The organism is Terrabacter sp. RAF57, assembly GCF_052113925.1.
GTDB lineage: Bacteria > Actinomycetota > Actinomycetes > Actinomycetales > Dermatophilaceae > Terrabacter.
Genome location: NZ_JBFRDT010000011.1, coordinates 80134 through 99307 on the forward strand (window position 1 = coordinate 80134; position 19174 = coordinate 99307).

The 19174-nt window shown below is 72.1% G+C and carries 9 protein-coding genes; 5 read left to right on the forward strand and 4 right to left on the reverse strand.

The window, feature by feature from the left end; all coding sequences use genetic code 11:
* Positions 1 to 32 precede the first annotated feature (32 nt).
* Positions 33 to 863, forward strand: a complete 831-nt coding sequence (locus AB4Y83_RS13685) for an alpha/beta fold hydrolase (RefSeq protein ID WP_442297211.1) — start codon at positions 33 to 35, stop codon at positions 861 to 863.
* 122 nt (positions 864 to 985) lie between these two features.
* Here the strand turns inward: AB4Y83_RS13685 and AB4Y83_RS13690 are convergent, their stop codons facing one another.
* The gene (locus AB4Y83_RS13690; RefSeq protein WP_056778093.1) at positions 986 to 1690 is read right to left on the reverse strand and encodes a LuxR C-terminal-related transcriptional regulator; all 705 of its coding nucleotides are present in this window, start codon (positions 1688 to 1690) and stop codon (positions 986 to 988) included.
* Positions 1687 to 3231 carry an ATP-binding protein gene (locus tag AB4Y83_RS13695; protein WP_442273832.1) on the reverse strand — a complete coding sequence of 515 codons (1545 nt, stop codon included), beginning with the start codon at positions 3229 to 3231 and terminating at the stop codon, positions 1687 to 1689. The genes AB4Y83_RS13690 and AB4Y83_RS13695 overlap by 4 nt, the downstream gene beginning before the upstream one ends.
* A gap of 34 nt (positions 3232 to 3265) precedes the next feature.
* Between AB4Y83_RS13695 and AB4Y83_RS13700 the strand changes: the two genes are divergently transcribed.
* From AB4Y83_RS13700 to AB4Y83_RS13710, 3 genes are all read left to right on the forward strand, one after another.
* Positions 3266 to 4612 carry a PspC domain-containing protein gene (locus tag AB4Y83_RS13700; RefSeq protein ID WP_442273833.1) on the forward strand — a complete coding sequence of 449 codons (1347 nt, stop codon included), beginning with the start codon at positions 3266 to 3268 and terminating at the stop codon, positions 4610 to 4612.
* Entirely contained in the window at positions 4609 to 5247 is a 639-nt protein-coding gene (locus tag AB4Y83_RS13705) for a hypothetical protein (protein WP_442297212.1), read from the forward strand. The genes AB4Y83_RS13700 and AB4Y83_RS13705 overlap by 4 nt, the downstream gene beginning before the upstream one ends.
* A 136-nt stretch (positions 5248 to 5383) precedes the next feature.
* Positions 5384 to 7342, forward strand: coding sequence for a M13 family metallopeptidase (locus AB4Y83_RS13710; RefSeq protein ID WP_442274016.1), 1959 nt, complete (start codon positions 5384 to 5386; stop codon positions 7340 to 7342).
* Between the two features lie 72 nt (positions 7343 to 7414).
* On the opposite strand, the gene AB4Y83_RS13715 is transcribed toward AB4Y83_RS13710, so the two are convergent.
* Together AB4Y83_RS13715 and AB4Y83_RS13720 are read right to left on the reverse strand one after the other, a co-directional pair.
* Positions 7415 to 7870 carry a GNAT family N-acetyltransferase gene (locus AB4Y83_RS13715; protein WP_442297213.1) on the reverse strand — a complete coding sequence of 152 codons (456 nt, stop codon included), beginning with the start codon at positions 7868 to 7870 and terminating at the stop codon, positions 7415 to 7417.
* Complete coding sequence (locus AB4Y83_RS13720) at positions 7870 to 8334, reverse strand: SRPBCC family protein (RefSeq protein WP_442273836.1); 465 nt, start codon at positions 8332 to 8334, stop codon at positions 7870 to 7872. The genes AB4Y83_RS13715 and AB4Y83_RS13720 overlap by 1 nt, the downstream gene beginning before the upstream one ends.
* A gap of 224 nt (positions 8335 to 8558) precedes the next feature.
* On the opposite strand from AB4Y83_RS13720, the gene AB4Y83_RS13725 reads away from it, so the two are divergent.
* Positions 8559 to 19094: a calcium-binding protein gene (locus tag AB4Y83_RS13725; protein ID WP_442297214.1), complete on the forward strand. Its 10536-nt coding sequence runs from the start codon at positions 8559 to 8561 to the stop codon at positions 19092 to 19094.
* Positions 19095 to 19174: the final 80 nt, after the last annotated feature.

Sequence of the window (19174 nt, forward strand, 5' to 3'; positions counted from 1 at the left end):
CGTGAGGTGGACCGCCGCGTAGGCTCGCGCTCATGACCACGGCTGCTGACCAGGCCTCCCTCAACACCCTGTCCGTGGGCACGGCCGGGCCGCGCATCGCCTTCCTGCACGGTCTCTTCGGCCAGGGCCGCAACTGGAACCAGATCGCCAAGGCGGTGAGCGGCCCGGAGGGCACGGACGCCCGCTGCCTGCTCGTCGACCTCCCGGACCACGGGCGGTCCCCGTGGTCGCAGCAGTTCTCGCTCGACGCGTATGCCGACGCTGTGGCAGCGACGCTCCGCGCGGTCGGCGAGGGGGAGCAGTGGGCCGTCGTCGGCCACTCGCTGGGCGGCAAGGTCGCCATGGTGCTCGCGCTGCGCCACCCCGAGCTGGTCGAGCGACTCGTCGTCGTCGACATCGCGCCCAAGGGCTACGGCTCGCTCGAGCGCTTCGAGGGCTACATCCGCGAGATGCAGGCCCTGCCGCTCGGCGAGCTGACGAGCCGCGGTGACGCAGAGGCCCGCTTCAGCGAGCCCGACCCCGGCGTCAAGGCCTTCCTCCTGCAGAACCTGCGCCGCGACGGCCAGACGTGGCGCTGGCAGGTCAACCTCGACCTCGTCGCGAGCGACGCCGCGCTGGGGGTCGACTCACGCATCGCCGACTGGCCCCATGACGCCGACGAGCTCGCGCCCTACGAGGGCCCGGTGCTGTGGGTCGCCGGCGGCGACTCCCGGTACGTCAAGCGCGAGGACGGCGAGCGCATGCGACGCCACTTCCCGCGCACGCGGCTCTTCACGATCAAGGGCGCCGGTCACTGGGTGCACACCGACGCGCCGGACATCATCGTCACCGCCCTGCGCCGCTTCGTCGCCGACCCCGCCTGACCGGCATACGCCCGCTCCCGCCCACGTCGCGAACGCCGCGTTCGGTGACGAACTCTCTGTTCTAACAACGCTTTCGCGACCGAACGCTGCGTTCGGTCCAGGGCGCAGGAGGATGCGGCGGGTCAGAGGAGGCGGCGGCCCATGGCCCAGGCGGTCAGCTCGTGGCGTGAGCTGAGCTGGAGCTTGCGCAGCACCGAGCTGACGTGGGTCTCGACGGTCTTGACGGAGATGAAGAGCTCCTTCGCGACCTCCTTGTACTGGTAGCCGCGCGCGATGAGGCGCATCACCTCGCGCTCGCGCGCCGAGAGGCGGTCGAGCTCCTCGTCGATCTCGGCGACCTCACCAGCCGTCGCGCCGAACGCGTCGAGGACGAAGCCGGCGAGGCGCGGGCTGAAGACGGCGTCGCCGTCGGCCACCCGACCGATGGCGGTGAGCAGCTCCTCGGCGCTGATCGTCTTCGTGACGTAGCCCCGGGCACCGGCGCGGATGACCGCGATGACGTCCTCGGCGGCGTCTGAGACGGAGAGCGCGAGGAAGCGGACCGGCACGTCGGCGCCGGACTGGACCCCGGCGCACGCTCGGATGACGTCGGCGCCACCGTGCCCGTCGCCGCCGGGCAGGTGCACGTCGAGGAGCACGACGTCGGGTCGCTGCTCCTTGATGACCTGCACGGCCGACTCGACCGCACCGGCCTCGCCGGCGATCTCGAGCGTGAAGGCCCCGGCCCGCGGCGTGGCGGCGAGGGAGGTCAGCTCGGCGCGCACGCCGGTGCGGAACATGTGGTGGTCGTCGACGATGACGATGCGGATGGTCCGCGGGTCGGTCATGAAGCCTGCTCCTGGGGGTCGGGGTCCGGCGTGCTGCGAGGGTGGCTGCCGGCTGTGCTGCTGGGGTCGGTGACTGGTGCGGGGGAATCAGCCGGCCCGCCGGCGGAGGACGCCTCGGGCTCGTTCGGCTGCCGGACCGGCAGGCGCAGGACGACCTCGGTGCCGTCGGCGCGGCGCCGGATGCGGGCCGTGCCACCGTGGCGCTCCATGCGGCCGATGATCGACTCGCGCACACCGGCTCGGTCGTCGGGCACGGTGTCGAGGTCGAAGCCCGCGCCGTGGTCGCGGACGAACGCCTCGACGGCGTCGGGCCCGACCTCGACGTAGGCGCTGACGGGCGGGCTCGCGTGGCGCACGGCGTTCCACGTGGCCTCGCGCACGGCCTTGACGAGGGCGTCGAGGTGCTCGTCCATCGGCCGGTCGCCGGTGACGACGAGCTGGACGGGCACGCCGTGGAGGTCCTCGACCTCGCCCATGGCCGCGGTGAGCGCGGCACCGAGCGTGCCGGCCCGGGCGTCCTCGTCGTAGAGGTAGCTGCGCAGCTGCCGCTCCTGGGCGCGGGCGAGACGCGCGACGGTCGCGGCGTCGCCGGACTGGCGCTGGATGAGGGCCAGGGTCTGGAGCACCGAGTCGTGCAGGTGGGCGGCGATGTCGGCGCGTTCGGTGGCCCGGATGCGCGCGGCCTGCTCGAGGCGCAGGTTGCTCCAGAGACGCAGGATCCACGGTGCCGACAGGACGGCGACCCCGACGAGGGCGGCGAGGACGGCACCCGCCACCTGCCACAGCTCGGTGAGGTTGGTACCGCGCACGAGCAGGCCGACGAGGCCGAGGATGGTCAGGCCGAGGCCGACGACGAGCCAGATCCAGCGGACCGGGCGGCGGGCGCCGAGGGTGTCGGTGTCGTCGAGCTGCGACCAGAAGAAGATCGCGCCGATGACGATGGCGACGACCGGGAGGATGAGCTCCGCGTGGACGTCGAGACCGGCACCCCCGAGCCAGAGCGCCCCCGCGACGGCCAGGGCGGCCACGCCGAGGAGCGTGATGATGACGGCCTGGTTGCCGCTCCGCAGCCACGTGCGCAGGCCGGCGAGGTCGACGTGGTGCTGTCGGACGCCGGGGGAGCCGGACATGGTGCCGGCGCTCGCGGGGCCGGTGGCGATCGGGCCGCCCGGCGACAGGGTCGGGGCGGAGGAGACGGCGGGGTCGACGTCGCCGACCTCGCGCATCGTGGCCCAGAGGAAGACGTAGACGACGAGCCCCGCGCCGAAGGGGATGCTCGTCAGGACGAGAGCCACGCGGACGGCGACGACCGGCAGGCCGAGGTGCTCGGCGAGCCCCATCGCGACTCCCGCGATGACCTTGCCCTGGCGCTGGCGCACGAGCGGGGGCCGTGGCGTCGCCCGCCAGGCCGGGCGCACGGGGCCCGTTCCGTTCTCGTATGCCGTCTGCACCGTTCCATCCTGACTCACCCGGCGGGCGAGGGCGACCATCCCGGCCTCCTTTGGGGGTCGCGTCAGGGTGCGCTCAGGGTCGACCCTCATGGTTGGCGGGCGTCCGGCGCGTCACTGTGGTGGCATGACGAAAAGCAATGACGCCCCTCCGCAGGGGCACGGCCTCGACGGTTTCTACACCGCTCTGCGACGCCCGGGGATCGTGCGTCAGGGAGACGGTCGCTGGTTCGCCGGCGTCGCGACGGGTCTGGCCCGTTGGCTCGGCGTCGACCCGCTCGTCGTCCGGGCGGGCTTCATCCTCTTCTCGATCTTCTTCGGGATGGGCGTCGCCCTCTATCTCGTGCTCTGGCTCCTGATGCCCGACGAGCGCGGCGAGATCCACGTCGAGCGCGCCCTCAAGCACGGCGAGGGCAGCTCGATCTTCCTCCTCGTCGTCACGGCCATCTCCGTCCTCGGGGGTGGGCCCTGGTGGGGCGGCGACTCGAGGGGCTTCCGCTTCTTCGGCTTCGTGCTCCTCGTCGTCGGTGCCTGGTGGTTCGCGACCCGGACCGCCACCGGCCGCGAGCTGATGCAGCAGGCGCCGTGGCGCAACCGCGGCACCGGCGGACCAGGTGCGGCCGGCGCCACGACCGTCGATCCACTGACCGGTGAGGCCGCCGGCCAGCCCGGCACGGGCACCGGCACCCCGGCACCCGCGGCCGCGACGGCATACGGCTCGACGGGCAATGCGGCAGCCAACGCCGGTGCGACCCTCGCGACGCCGCGGCCACCCGCACCGACGCCCGTCCGTGAGCGGACCCGCGCGATCGGCTTCGCCGGTGGGCTGCTCGTCCTCGGGCTCGCCATCGTCGTCGGTGTCGTGATGTCGTCCGTCGCCCAGGCCGCCGGCTGGCCGGGCAACCACGCGGCCGTCGGGATCGCTTCCGGGCTGGGCGTGCTCGGCCTGGGCATCTTCGTGGCCGGCATCGCCGGCCGCCGGGCCGGAGGGCTCGCGTTCTTCGCCGTGACCGGCATGATCGCGGCCGCAGCCACGACGGCTGCGCCGATGGGTCTGTCGCAGCCCTGGCAGGCCGGCGACCGCAGCTACACGGTGACCTCGATGACGCCGGCTCCCGCCTTCGAGCTGGGCCTCGGCCAGATGAAGGTCGACCTGCGCGACGCGAACTGGAAGGGCACCACCGGAACGGACACCGTGACGACGACGATGGGCGTCGGCGAGCTCGACCTCGTCGTCCCCGAGGGCGTCAACGTGGTCGTCAACACGAGGGCACGCGCCGGCGAGATCATCGCCACGGGAACCGGCGTGGCCGGCGAGGGCATGCGACGCGTCGGGCCGGACCAGCTCCAGCACGAGGGCACGGGATGGACGCAGACGGTGACCTTCGGGGACACCACCAAGACCCCCGAGATCGTCGTCGACGCCGAGCTCGGCGTCGGCCAGATCAAGATCACGACGGCGAGCGCGTCATGAGCGCCCGACCCCAGGACCCGACGAACGACCCGACGAACGACCCGACGAACGACCCGACGACGAACCCAGCGGAGAGCAGTGACATGAGCAGCAACGACACCCCGGACCCGACGGCGGAGTTCCGCGACCCGACGGCCGACCCGGTGCCGGCCCCGACGCCCGCCTCGATGCCCGCCTCGATGCCCGCCTCGACGCCCGACCCGATGCCCGACCCGGCCGAGACGACGACGATCCCGGCCACGTCGACCCAGGCACTGCCGTCGGCGACGCCCTTCCGCGTCGAGCCCGCGACGCCGGTCCCCGACGACGCCGTCGCCGAGGGGGCCCTCCTCCCGCACCTGCCGCCGCCGACGACCTCGGCGCCCGACCCCTCGTGGCCGGCACCGACGGTTCCCGCGTCCGCGCCGCAGCCGGCCCCGCGCCCGGCTCTCGTCACGGTCCGCAAGGGCCCGCGTCCCGGGTCGATCATGCTCGGCCTGCTGACGATGCTCGTCGCGGCCTACATCCTCGTCGCCAACCTCACCAACGCCGACCTCAGCTTCCGGATGGTGGGCCCGTCGATGATCGGTGCCTTCGGCGGGATGCTCCTGCTCGTCGGCCTCGCAGGCGTCGTCGCCGGCCGGCTGCGGCGCTGAGCCCGGCCGCCGACGCCAGCACACGGCATACCTCCTCCCGGGGTGGTCGGCGCACGTGGCGTCGGCGGTCGTGACTAGGCTCGGCAGCACGCTCGCCGGTCAGGTCCGGCACTCGCAGTGGGGAGAGAACGTGCTCATGAAGTCCGGCATCACGCTCGAGGGATTCGACCGGTCCGCCCGGCCCCAGGACGACCTGTTCCGGTTCGTCAACGGCACCTGGCTCGACACGACGGAGATTCCGGGCGACCGGGCCCGCTTCGGCACCTTCGACATCCTGCGCGAGGAGTCCACCGCGCGGGTGCGTGACCTCATCGAGGAGGCGGCCGCCGCCGAGGCGGGCGCCCCCGGGTCTCCGAAGCGCCAGGTCGGCGACCTCTACGCCAGCTTCACCGACACCGACCGCATCGAGGAGCTCGGGCTCGCGCCCCTGCAGGTCGTGCTGTCGGAGGTCGCGGCGGTCGACGACGTCGACTCCCTCGGAGCGGCCCTCGGCCGCGTCGCCCGTGACGGTGTCGCCGGCGCCCTGCAGCACTTCGTGTCGCCCGACGAGCGCTCGCCCGAGGACTACGTCGTCTATCTCGAGCAGGCCGGTCTCGGTCTGCCGGACGAGTCCTACTACCGCGAGGACAAGTACGCCGACATCCGCACGGCCTACGTCGCGCACATCGAGAGGCTGCTCGGTCTCGCCGGCATCCCAGACGCCGGAGCCAAGGCCACGAGCATCATGGCGCTCGAGACCCTCCTCGCGGCCTCGCACTGGGACACCGTGAGCAACCGCGATGCGATCAAGACCTACAACGCGCACTCGCTGGACGAGGCCAAGGCACTCGCGCCCCAGTTCCCTTGGGACGCATGGCTGTCCGGCCTCGGTGCGCCTGCGGGCTCGTTCGACAAGGTCGTCGTGCGCCAGCCGAGCTTCGTCACCGGCCTCGGGGCCGCGCTCGAATCCACCGATGTCGCCGACTGGCGCTCGTGGCTGACGTGGCACGTCCTGTCGGAGTTCGCGTCGGTGCTCCCGCAGTCGTTCGTCGACGAGGACTTCGACTTCTACGGCCGCACGCTCTCGGGCCAGCCGGAGAACAAGGAGCGGTGGAAGCGCGGCGTCTCCGTCGTCGAGTCGTGTGTCGGCGAGGCCGTCGGCCAGCTGTATGCCGAGCGCTGGTTCCCCCCGGCGGCCAAGGAGCGCATGCAGCAGCTCGTCGCCAACCTCGTCGAGGCCTTCCGCCGCTCCTTCTCCTCGCTCGAGTGGATGGGTCCCGACACCCGTGCGCAGGCCGTCGACAAGCTCGACGCGTTCACGCCCAAGATCGGCTACCCCGACGTGTGGCGCGACTACGCCGCCATCGAGATCGACCCGACCGACCTCGTGGGCAACGTGCGCCGCAGCTCGGCCTTCGAGGTCGACCGCAACCTCGCCAAGATCGGCGGTCCGATCGACCGCACCGAGTGGTTCATGCTGCCGCAGCACGTCAACGCCTACTACATGCCGTCGATGAACGAGATCGTCTTCCCGGCCGCGATCCTCCAGCCGCCCTTCTTCGACCTCGAGGCCGACGACGCCGTCAACTACGGCGGCATCGGCGCCGTCATCGGCCACGAGCTGGGCCACGGCTTCGACGACCAGGGCTCCCGCTATGACGGCACCGGAGCCCTGCGCGACTGGTGGACCGAGGCCGACCGGGAGCGGTTCGACGCGCTGTCGCACCGGCTCATCGAGCAGTTCAGCGGCTACACCCCGGCCGGGCTGTCCGACGACCACAAGGTCAACGGCGGTCTCACCGTCGGCGAGAACATCGGCGACCTCGGCGGCCTCCAGATCGGCTACTCCGCCTACCGCATCGCGACCGAGGACACCGGCATGCCGGAGCTCGACGGGTTCACCGGCCCCCAGCGCTTCTTCATCGGCTGGGCACAGGTCTGGAAGGGCAAGGCCCGCGAGGCCGAGGCCATTCGGCTGCTCGCCATCGACCCGCACTCCCCGCAGGACGTCCGCGGCAATGCCGTGCGCAACCTCAGCGAGTTCCACGAGGCCTTCGCGGTCAAGCCCGGCGATGCCCTGTGGCTCGACGAGGCCGAGCGGGTCCGCATCTTCTGAGCGAGCGCCCTCGGCGGCCGTCCGAGTGGCGCCGTCGCGTGACGACCGACCCCGTGGGCAGCGCCCGCGGGGTCAGTCGTCGAGGGCGAGCTTGAAGCCGACGTGCGATGCGACGAAGCCGAGCCGTTCGTAGAAGCGGCGGGCGTGGGTGCGGCTCGCGTCGCTCGTCAGCTGCACGAGGGTGCACCCGAGGCGGCGTGACTCCTCGACGGCCCACGTGAGGAGCTCGGTCCCGAGACCCGTGCCGCGCTCGTCGCGGGAGACGCGCACGCCCTCGATGACCGAGCGCGTGGCTCCGCGCCGGGAGAGTCCGGGGATGACGGTGAGCTGGAGCGTGCCCACGACCGAGCCGTCACGCTCGGCGACGACGAGGTGCTGGCCGGCGTCGGCCACCACCCGGTCGTAGGCCGCGTCGTACGTCTGCGGGTCGCCGAGGTCCTCACGGGCGGCGCCGAGCGGGTCGTCGGCGAGCATGGCCACGATCGCCGGCACGTCGTCGCGGGTCGCCGGCCGGATCTCCAGGCCCATCAGGCGCTCTCGGCGGTGCGCTTGAGCTGCGCGAGGCCCTTCTCGAAGTCGGGTCCGATGAGCTTCTCCATCGACCACACCTTGCTCATGAGGCGCATGACGAGGTTCTGCGGGCCGGTCATGGCCCATTCGACCCGGGTGCCTTCGCCGGCGGGCGCCAGCGTGAAGTCGACGCGGTTGTGCGCCTTCATCGGGGCGGCGAAGAGCAGGTCCACGGCGAGGTGCTGCGGCTCCGACTCGAGGATCTCCATGCGGCCCTCGCCGGCCTTGCTGTTGCCGCGCCAGGCGTAGACGGCGCCGACACCGGACGTCGGGCCGGCGTACGTGCGCTCCATCGCCGGGTCGAGCCCCTCCCAGGGCGACCAGGCCTGCCACTCGTGGAAGTCGTTGACGAGAGCGTGGATCCGCTCCGGGGGAGCGGCGATCGTCGTCTCGCGGCTGATGTGGAAGCTCTTGTCGGCCATGGCGGCATCCTGCCATCGCGAGCCACCGGGAGGGCGCACCCCGGAGCCGGCCAACCCTTTTGTCCCATGTGTCACATGCGCCCCGATATCACCGATTCGGAATGAGTTCCGGGGGTTTTCCGGACATGTGACGTGTTCCTCAATACCTTGGGCCGAGGGATGGCGTGGCGGACACGGCTCGCGCAGGGAACGGGCACACGACACGCCCCCACATGGGGAGAATCATGGTGCGCAAGTCGATTCGTCGTGCCCTCGGAGCCGGTCTCACCTCGCTCCTCGTCGTCGTGGGAGCGCTGGCCGGCCAGTCGCCTGCGTATGCCGCCGACCCCGATCCCGGGGTCGACCGCCTCGTCGCGCTCCTGGGCGGCAGCGGAGGCACGCGGAACCTCGCCGCCTGGACCTCCGGGCTCGCCGGCATCGGCGCGCTCGGGAAGCCGATTCCCTTCGTGTCGGCGAGCCCCGGCGGCCTCGCCGGCGCTGACGACCTGATCGCCAAGGGCGTGTCCCCGACGCTCGCCGGCACGACGACGTGGGCCGACCTCGCGACGTCGGGCGAGTCGGTCGCCCTGCCGGGAGGTCGCACCGGGACGCTCGACGTCTCCGTCGACGACCTCGCCGACGGCAAGCGCGTGCACGTCAACCTCGTCGTGACCCGCACCGCGAACCAGCAGGCGCTCACCGTCAGCTCCACGAGCCCCAAGGTCGAGCTGTCCTCACCCAAGGGGGTCACGGCCACCGTCGAGGCCACCCTCTCCCTCTGGGTCGTCTGGACTGGACCGACGACCAACCGCGTCTACCTCGCCAGCGACGCGGCTCACGCGCCGCGGCTCGACGTCGACGTGACGGCGCAGCTGTCCGGCGCAGCCAAGGCCGCCGTCGGCATCCTCGGCGTCACGCTGAAGAGCACCGACTTCACCGTGAAGGCGCACGCATACGCCCGCGTCAACGACCCGAACAACGACGGGGTCCTCGCCTACGACGCAGCCGGTGTCGGCGACGGTGAGCTCGCCGCGGACGGTTCCCTGGCCGGCCTCGTGTCGGCTGACCTCGACCCCACCGGCTCGGCCTCCGACCCCGGGACCCCGGGCTCGGTCACGGGCACCCTGTCGATCGCCGCGGACACGAGCGGCATCGCGGGCGTCAGCTTCCCGAGCAACGTCGCCGCCGACGTCACGCTGACGTGGGCGAACATCTCGACCGGCACGCCGACCGTCTCGGCGCCGACCCTCGCCACCCTCGTCGGCAAGTTCCAGAACATGAGCCTGCGCGACCTCGCCGACGGCCTCGCCCAGGTCGCGGTCGCCCTGACCGGGATCCAGCAGGCGAAGTTCGACCCCGACGGCGCCGGACCGCTCCCGACGACCGGCAACCTCGATCTGCCCTTCCTGCGCGGCACCGTGTCCGACGCCGTCAAGGCCAACCAGGTCCTCGTCGACTTCCTCAAGGCCAACGTCGTCCAGCAGCCGGACCCCGACCAGCCGTCGCCGTCCGGCTTCGACGCGACAACGGTCGGCAACCCGACCTTCGACTCCCTGCAGGACCTCATCGCCAAGCTCAAGGCGGCGGGCATCGGCCTCGACGACCTCGCGTGGGACCCGACGACGAGCAAGCTCGTCTTCCGCATGCGCATGGTCAAGACCGCGCCGAGCACCGGGGTCGCCATGGACGCCGGCAGTGCCCGCACCTCCCGGCCCTCGGCGACGTATGCCGCCACGGGCCTCACGCTCGACGACGGCTCCCAGCCGTGGCAGGCGAACCAGTGGACCGGCATGCGCGTCATGGCCGGCACGTCCGCCGGTGAGATCGCCTCGAACACGAAGAACGCGCTGACGCTCTCGGGACCCTGGATCGGTGGGCAGCCATCTGCCGGAACGCCGTTCGTCATCGTCGGTCCCGAGGCCCAGCTCGGCGCCGTGACCTTCGGCGACCGGCTGACCGACCAGCCCGTCGCCGGTGGACCGCGCCGCGGCATCCTGCGGGCGAACTCCGCCCAGACCTTCGCCACCGTCAAGCCGTCGTTCGCGGCGGACCTGACGCTCGTGCTCGACCTGCAGGACGCCCGCACCGGTGCGGCGTGCATCGGTTTCGAGGGCAACACCGAGGCCTGCCCGTTCCTCCAGACGACCGGGGCGTTCAAGACCAACGTCACCTCGCTCCCGCTGGGCGCCGACCGCGTGCTCATCCGCACCGGCAGCCCGCTGCTCACGGCCGACTTCCCGATCGACACCGCGGTCGACTTCACCGCCAACGCCGGCTTCTTCCAGGTGCGCCTCAAGGGGCACCTCGCGGTGTGCAACAGCGCCGCGCCCGCCGACTGCTCGGCCCCCGGCACGGGGCACATGCTCTCGATCGGCCTCAAGCAGGCCGGGGACGCCCAGCACGACATCCGCCTGCGCCAGCTCTTCGACCAGCTCGTCACGGCGAGCCCGACCGGGCCCAGCAAGGCCGGCGACCTGCTCGACGTCGACGTCAACGTCCGTGCCACCGCAGACCTCAAGGCTTCGATCCCCGACGCGGACGGCTTCCTGCCTGCCGGCACCGACGTCGGCGTCTCCGCCTCGTGGAACGACCTGACCCGGCTCACCGGGACCGACGGTCCCCAGCTTGACCTCAGCCGGCTGAGCCGGATCTTCGCGCTCGACATCAAGCCGGGCTCACAGGCCGAGCTCTTCGCGATCGTGCTCAAGACCTTCCAGACCCTCGCCGCCCAGCTCGCCGACGCCCAGCCCGGCGGCGCGTCGGGCGTCTACAGCCGCGAGATCCCCGGCACCGGCACCTCCCTGCGCGACCTCATGCAGCGCGACTCGTCGGGTGTCGGCAGCGACGTCAACTACGGCACGAACACCCTCCAGCATGTGGGCCGCACGTTCGACGCGTCCTTCGTCGGACGCACCGTCGTCGTCGGCACCCAGGTGGCGGTCGCCGCGTCGGTCTCGGGTGACACGGTCACCCTGACCGACAACTGGACGACCAAGCCGGCCGACGACACGGCATACACCTTCCGCTCGCCCCTCGACGACGCCATCGACATCATGTCGGTGCACCCGCCGCAGAACATGCAGGACCTCGTCGCGTTCCTCGACGAGCGACTCGGCACCGGCGCGCTGCACTTCCGCTACCTCGACGACGGCGGGACGCCGAGCGTCGTGCTCGACCTCGACTGGAAGCGCGACTACCAGACGAACGCGCCGCTGCGCCTCGACCTCGGCGGCGACCAGTCGCTCGTCTCGGCGGCCGCCAGCGGCCAGGGCTCCGTGCACGTCAAGGGCGGCGTGGACGTCGGCCTCGTCGTGCCGCTCGCGCCCGGTACGGGGCCGGGCGACGCCACCTCGCTCAAGGTCCTCGCCGACTCGAAGGTCAGCGTCGCGGCCGCGGCCAGCTTCAACGGCCGCGTCGCGGGCACCATCGGACCGCTGACCGTCTCGGCCGGCGACCCCGGCGGCGATGCGGCCAAGCAGGTGTCCCTCAAGGCCGACGTCAGCCTCGACCTGGCCGACGCGAGCGCGACCGCCGACACCCCGGTGAGCTTCTCGACCTTCCTCTCGGGCCTCGACGTCAGCTTCAACGCCTCGAACACCCCCGTCGACTGCGGCGAGGGCCTCGCGACCCCGCTCATGGTCTGCGGCACCGTCCCGCTCTACGCGACCGTGCCGGGCAGCCCGCCGGCCTCCCTGGGCTCCATCGCGCTACGGCTCCCGGACTCGACGAACCCCGCCGACCTGGCCACCCTGACGGGCAACCTCCCGGCCCCCGACGCCGCCAAGCAGCGCTTCGAGGTGCCCGACCTGTCCGCGGCGTTCGCGAGCGCCTTCGCCGACTTCACCCAGATCGGGCCCGGCCTCGACGGCTACCTCGAGAAGATCGAGCAGGCCATGCGCCTGGCCACCTTCGACGGCAAGCTGCCGTTCGTCGGCAAGGACCTCCAGCAGGGCGCCGACTCCATCGGCCGGCTCCGGACGGAGATCAAGTCCAAGCTCGGCAGCGTGCCGGCCAGCCCGGCCGAGGCCCGCACCTACGTCAACGACAAGCTCGCCGAGGCGATCACCGCAGCCGGTCTGGAGAAGACGACGCTCGAGGTCAACTACGAGTGCAAGCTCAAGCTCGAGCCGACCGGCGCACCGACCCTTGCTGCCACGCCGTCCACGACGGGCTCCACCTCGTGGCGCTACGAGATCGTCGCCAGCCAGGGCAGCGGCTCCGGCACCGGCGGCGACACCGTCCCCTCGGGCGCGAGCGCCGCGGCGACGACGTCGTGGACGACCCTCGGCGGCGGCAACTCGATCACGGTGTCGTGGTCGGCGGCCCCTGGTGCCACGAAGTACAAGGTGCTGCGCAGCAAGGACGGCGGCGCCTACGAGCTCGTCAAGGTCGTCGACGCGGCGTCCGGCAGCGCGCAGACCTTCACCGACGACGGCACCGCCACGGCCACGGCATACGCGCCCGTGAGCACCAAGCCCGACCGCACCGACTGCCCGACGACGAGCATCAACGGGATCAGCCTCGCCTTCACCATCAAGGCGGGCACGGTCACCCCCGAGCAGGGCTGCGTCGCAGGCTCCGGCTGTCTCGGTGACGGCAAGAAGCTGCCGCTCGACATCGGCATCCCGGGCCTCGCCCTCAAGGCGGGCGACACCGACGCCATCACCTACGGCGTCGGCCTCCAGCTGCACCTCAAGGCCGGTGTCAACACGACCAAGGGCTTCGTCATCTACACGCACGACGCCTGGCAGGACGGGGCGGCTGCGCCCGAGTTCGGCCTCGGCGCGCGCTTCGACATGCCTGCGTCGATGAAGGCCCAGCTCGCGTTCCTCGACATCGACGTCACGAAGAACGGCACCGCGCCGCTCTTCGCCGGCGCCTTCCTCGTCGACCTCACGTCGCGCGACACGACCGAGTCCGACGGCTCGGTCCTGACGGTCGCCGACATCGGCGACGGCCACGCGTCGTCGCTCTTCGGCATCTCGCTGACGGCGAAGGTCAAGGCCGACTGGATCGTCAAGGCGTCGGTCGACTCGGTGCTTCCCGGCGTCCAGGCGAACTTCGTCATGGGCTGGGAGTTCACGAACCAGGACCTCAAGCACCTCGGCGCACCATCCATCGAGTTCAAGGACGTCGCCATCGACGCCGGTGGCTTCCTGTCCAACCTGCTCGGGCCGGTGCTCAAGAAGGTCAAGTCCGTGACGGGCCCGCTCCAGCCGGTGCTCGACACGCTCTACGCCCCGATCCCCGTCCTGTCCGACCTCAGCCGGATGGCAGGTGGCGGCGACGTCAGCCTCATGACGCTGGCCAAGACGTTCAACACCCTGGCCGGCGGCCCGAAGCTCGACTTCGTCGACAAGATCGCCGCACTCACCACGCTCATCAACAACCTGCCCGACTGCGGCGGTGGGGGGCCGTCGTGCCTCATCCCGATCGGCAGCTTCACCGTGAGCGGTGACAAGGCCCTCGACACCGACGTGTCCCCGACGAGCAGCCTCGCGCCGGGCACCGCGGGCTCGCTCATCAAGACCGCCAGCGCGGCCAGCCCGGACAGCGTGAAGTCCGCCCTCAACACCAAGGGCGGCAAGGGCAACGTCTTCGGTGCCGGCGCCGCCGCCGGCAGCGCCAGCAGGTCCGGCTTCACCTTCCCGATCCTCGACAACCCGTCGTCGGTCTTCAGCCTGCTCATGGGCAGCGACGTCTCGCTCGTCGAGTTCGACAGCGGCCCGCTGACCCTCGGCTTCACCTGGCGCCAGTCGTTCGGACCGGTCTACGCCCCGCCGCCTGTCATGGTGACACTGTCGGGGTCCGCGTCGGTGACCTTGCGCTTCATGGCCGGCCTCGACACCGCCGGCATCAGGTATGCCGTCGAGGCCGCCCAGCAGGGAGCCGCGGTCAACCCCGTCAAGCTTCTCGACGGCCTCTACTTCAAGACGACGGACTCCGAGGGGCGGCCGGTGCCGGTCGTCCAGCTCGACGGCGAGATCGCCGCCGGCGCCGCGGTCACGGCCGTCATCATCACCGTCGGCATCGAGGGTGGGCTGCACCTGACCATCGGCTTCCACTGGAACGACCCGAACAACGACGGGAAGTTCCGGGTCAGCGAGTTCCTCCACGCCGCGGTCAACAACCCGCTCTGCCTCTTCACGACCACGGGCCGGCTCAGCCTCTTCCTGCGCCTCTACGTGACCCTCGGGTTCTCGCCGTTCAGCGTGTCCTTCTCGATCAACCTCGCGGACATCACGCTGCTCGACTTCACGGCACAACCCAACTGCACCCCACCACCACCCAGACTCGGCGGCACCTCGGACGGCACGCTCGCCGTCTTCGCCGGACGCTTCGGCACCGACAGCCAGCGCGGTGAGCCCTGGGGCAACACGAGCGAGACCGAGGCGGACGTCGTCAAGGTGACGGCCCTGCACTTCGCCCAGACGGCCGCCGACCCGGACGGCACCGACGCGGGCTTCGACGGCTTCGCGATCCAGATGCTCGGTGAGCGCCGTGAGTACCTCGACCCGACGCTGAAGCGCGTCGTCGTCGACGGCCGCGGCTCGTCGACGCCCCTCGTCGTCAGCTTCGTGGGCGACGGCAAGAAGGACTCCGACCCGTCGTCGGCGGGCGGCGCGGGAGACCTGAGGTCCTTCGACAAGGACGCCATCGTCTTCGGCACCCCCGGCAACGACCAGATCCAGACCGGCACGGGCAGCTCCTGGGTCGACGGCGGCGACGGGGACGACCGCATCGTCACCGCCGACGCCGTGGGCCAGGTCGCCCGCGTCGCCGGCGGGGTCGGCGCCGACGCCATCACGACCGGACAGGGCGACGACTTCGTCACCGGCGACGGCAGCCTGCCCTCGCCCCCGAAGTCCTTCTCGGCGACGCTCAACGGCGTCGACGATGCCAACTGGCCGGGCAAGACGCCCATCACTCTCGGCGACCTCGTCGACCCGGCCCAGCTGAGCGTGGACCCGACGACCCGCGCCCAGGCCACGGGCGGCGCCGACACCATCAGCGTGGGCCTGGGCCGCAACCGCGTCGACGCCGGTCCCGGCGACGACAAGGTGGGCGTCGCGGCCGACCGGCCGGACGGCTCCGGATCCACCATCCGCTCGAAGGGCAACGTCCTCGTCGGCGGGCTCGGCAGCGACTCGGTCACCGGCGGGACCGGACCCGACACGATCTACACGGCGTCGGAGCAGAACTTTGGCGTCGACGCAGCCGGCCCCGCCGACACACTCACGACGCCGAGCGGCCAGCCGACGGTGCCGAACATCGTCGAGACCGGCTCCGGCGACGACGTCGTCTACGGCAGCCGCGAGCAGGACGTCGTCACGAGCCACTCGGCGCCGTCCGAGCACGCGCGCATCCTCGGCGGCGGGGGCGAGGACGCCCTCGTCGGCGGCTACGGCTCCGACGCGATCTACGGCGGACCGGGTGACGACTACGTCGTCGCCGAGCCCAGCCGCGTCGGTGGACTCGGGGCCACCGAGACGATCGAGGGGGTCACCTTCGGGCACACCCGCCTCGTCGAGCACCAGGCCCTGCCCGCCGGCACGGCGCCGTCTCCCAAGACGCTCGTGGGGGGCCGGGGCAGCGACCACGTCATCGGCGGCGACGGGGCGTCCACGATCTTCGGCGACACCCTGCGTGACGCCGCGACCGTGGCAGCCGCCGCCGACGAGACCTGTCGCGCAGGCTCGCCCGTCGCGTCCGACCCGGTGCCGGAAGGCACGTCGGGTGGCGGCGACCCGAGCACCGACGACGGTCCCGACCTCATCACCGGTGGCGCCGGCGTCGACACCATCTCCGCCGGGGGTGCGGCCGACCGGGTCGACGCCCGCGGTGGCGACGACCTCGTCTGCGGCCAGCAGGGTGACGACGTCCTCTTCGGCGGCGACGGCGCCGACCGCGCCTGGGGCGGCACCGGCCAGGACCGCGGCTACGGCGGACAGGGCCTCGACCTGCTCTTCGGCAACGCCGGCGCCGACGTCCTCTACGGCCAGGAGGCCGCGGACGTCATCGAGGGCAACGACGGCGCCGACTGGGCCAGCGGCGGCGACGGCGACGACCTCGTCTACGGCGGCACGCGGGCCGCGGGCCGCACCGACACGGACCCGGCCGACGCCGGCGACGTGCTCTCGGGCGACACCGGCCGCGACATCCTCATCGGTGACAACGGCACCGTGGACGACCCGTCGACGTCTGCAGACGCGCCTGCCGTCCCGTTCGACCTCGCCGGGACCTCTCCCGACGCCGGTCGCGGCGACAAGCTCTTCGGCGGCGCCGGCGACGACACGGCGTACGGCGGGCTCGGCGACGACCGCGTCAACGGCGGCGACGACGCGGACCACCTCGAAGGCAACAACGGCTCCGACCTCGTCCACGGTGACCGAGGCGAGGACGAGGTCGTCGGTGGCTCGTTCCAGCAGGCGACCGCCGGGGTCGGGCGACCGGACTCCGGTGACGTGCTCTTCGGCGACGCCGGCCCCGACATCGTCGCCGGTGACAACGCCGTCGTGACCTCCGGGGTCAGCGCGGCCGACTCGACGCCGATCACGCGCATGCGCGGCTTCGCGACCACGCACCGGATCACGCTGCTCGACCTCGGCGCCGGCCCGGTCCTCGCCAACTCGGGGGCCGACCAGGTCTTCGGCGGTGACGACGCGGACGTCGTGCTCGGTCAGCGTGGCACCGACCGACTCAAGGGCGACGCGGGCGACGACTACGTCGAGGGTGGGCCCGACATCGACTGGGTCGAGGGCGACCTCGGCGACGACGACCTCGTCGGCGGCAGCTCTACGCCTGAGGGTGGCTCCGGCGACACGACGTCCGGCCAGCCGGACACCGACGACGCCGTCTTCGGTGGTCCCGGCGACGACGTCGTCCTCGGCGACAACGGTCAGGTGCTGCGCCCGGTCGCGGGCCAGGCACCCACCTCGGTGACGGTCCGCCTCGGGAGCACCCCGGGCGCGGCGATGACGTCCCGTGTCATCGAGCCGTACGACCGGTCGGTGGGTTCGGGCTTCCTCACGACGCCGTCCGCGACGCTCTACGGCTTCGACCGCCTTTCCGGCGGCGACGGCGTCGACGTGCTCGAGGGACAGGACGGCAACGACGTCATCACCGGTGACGCCGGCGCCGACCACGTGCAGGGCAACGGGGGAGCCGACGCGCTCTTCGGTGACCTGCCGTTCGGCCCGGCGTCGGCGCACGGCACCGCGGCGACGGCACTGAGCGCCGCCTGGCCCGGGTCGGCCAGCCCGGTGGGGCTGCTCCGGGGCCTGAGCACCGATGCGGGCCAGGACGACATCGTCGGCGGCACCCCGACTCCGGGCTTCCGCGACGGCGCCGACGTCATCGAGGGCAACGGCGGCGACGACGTCGTCCTCGGCGACAACGGCTCGCTCCTGCGCACGCTCGTCGGCGCAGCGGGCACTCGCTCCGAGAAGGCGTATGCCGACCGCTACCCGGACGGTCCGCTCCCGGCCGACGCGACCGCGTCGCGCACGCACGACCCGGCGCTGCCCGGGCCGAGCACCCGTTTCTGCTCCACGGCGCAGGCGACGTGCGAGGTGGTCGGGACCTTCGGTGCCGACGTCATCTGGGGTGACGACGGCAACGACGGCATCTGGGGCCAGGACGGCGACGACACCGTGTCCGGTGGCGCCGGCGACGACGACCTCTACGGTGAGCTCGGCAACGACCGCATCACGGGGGACAGCGGTCGCGACGCCATCGTCGGCGACCGCGGCGGCATCGTGAACCAGTACCTCAGCGCCGGCGACAGCCCGGCGGCGTTCACGAGCTCGCTCAACAGCCCGCCCAAGGAGAGCTTCACCGGCTTCGCGCGGACGGCGTACGACCGGCGCGTCGACCTGCTCCACGACGTCGACGGCGACCAGTGGATCGGCTCGTCGACCGACGCGTCGATGCCGCACAACGGCATGGACGACGGCGGGCGCGACCTCATCCGGGGCGGCACCGACGACGACACCATCCACGCCGGCTACGGCGACGACGTCGCCAACGGCGACAGTGGCGGTGACGACGTCTTCGGTGACGACGGCGAGGACGTGCTGTGGGGCGGCCAGGGCTGCGACGCAGGGCTTGACGGCAACACGCCTGACTGCCGCACGAACGGCGCCTTCGACCCGACGTCGCGCGGCACCGGTGACCGGTTCGTCGACCACCTCTTCGGTGGCGCAGGCGAGTCCGACCCGACGAAGCAGGACGTCCTCGGCTCGGACCTGCTCGACCTCAGGCCGCGCGGCAGCTACACGCCGGGCACCGGGTGCACGCTCGGCGACTGGCCGCTGACGTCGGGCACGAAGAAGGCCGTCACGACGGTCGACCCGTGCCTGTGGTTCGAGATGACCGGGACCGACGACGCCGACCCCGCGAACAACAACCACCACCAGGGGACCGACTGGATCTACGGCGGCTGGGACCGCGACGTCATGCAGGGCGACGTGACGGCCAACGGCCCGAACGCCGGTGACCGGCTCATCGACTGGAACGGCGCCTACAACCTGTTCTCGCACTGCAACTCGGCCTACGGCGGCTTCAACGACGTGCGTCAGCACTCGCCGGCGATGCAGGACTTCCTGCAGCAGCTGGCGTGGGCCACGAGCGCCGGACGGTCCGCCACCGACGTGACGACGGCGGGGACCTCGGCCTTCCGCGAGCTCGCCCTCGTCCACCCGGGCGAGACGGAGCACGGGGCGGGGGCGGCCTACCCGGGCACGCCTGGCCACTTCGACGAGGCGGCCTGCCAGAACTGAGGCCCGCCGGCATCAGCCGGGCATGATTGCGGCGCCGTGGGATCCGAGATCCCACGGCGCCGCGGTCGTGCGTCGGGCGA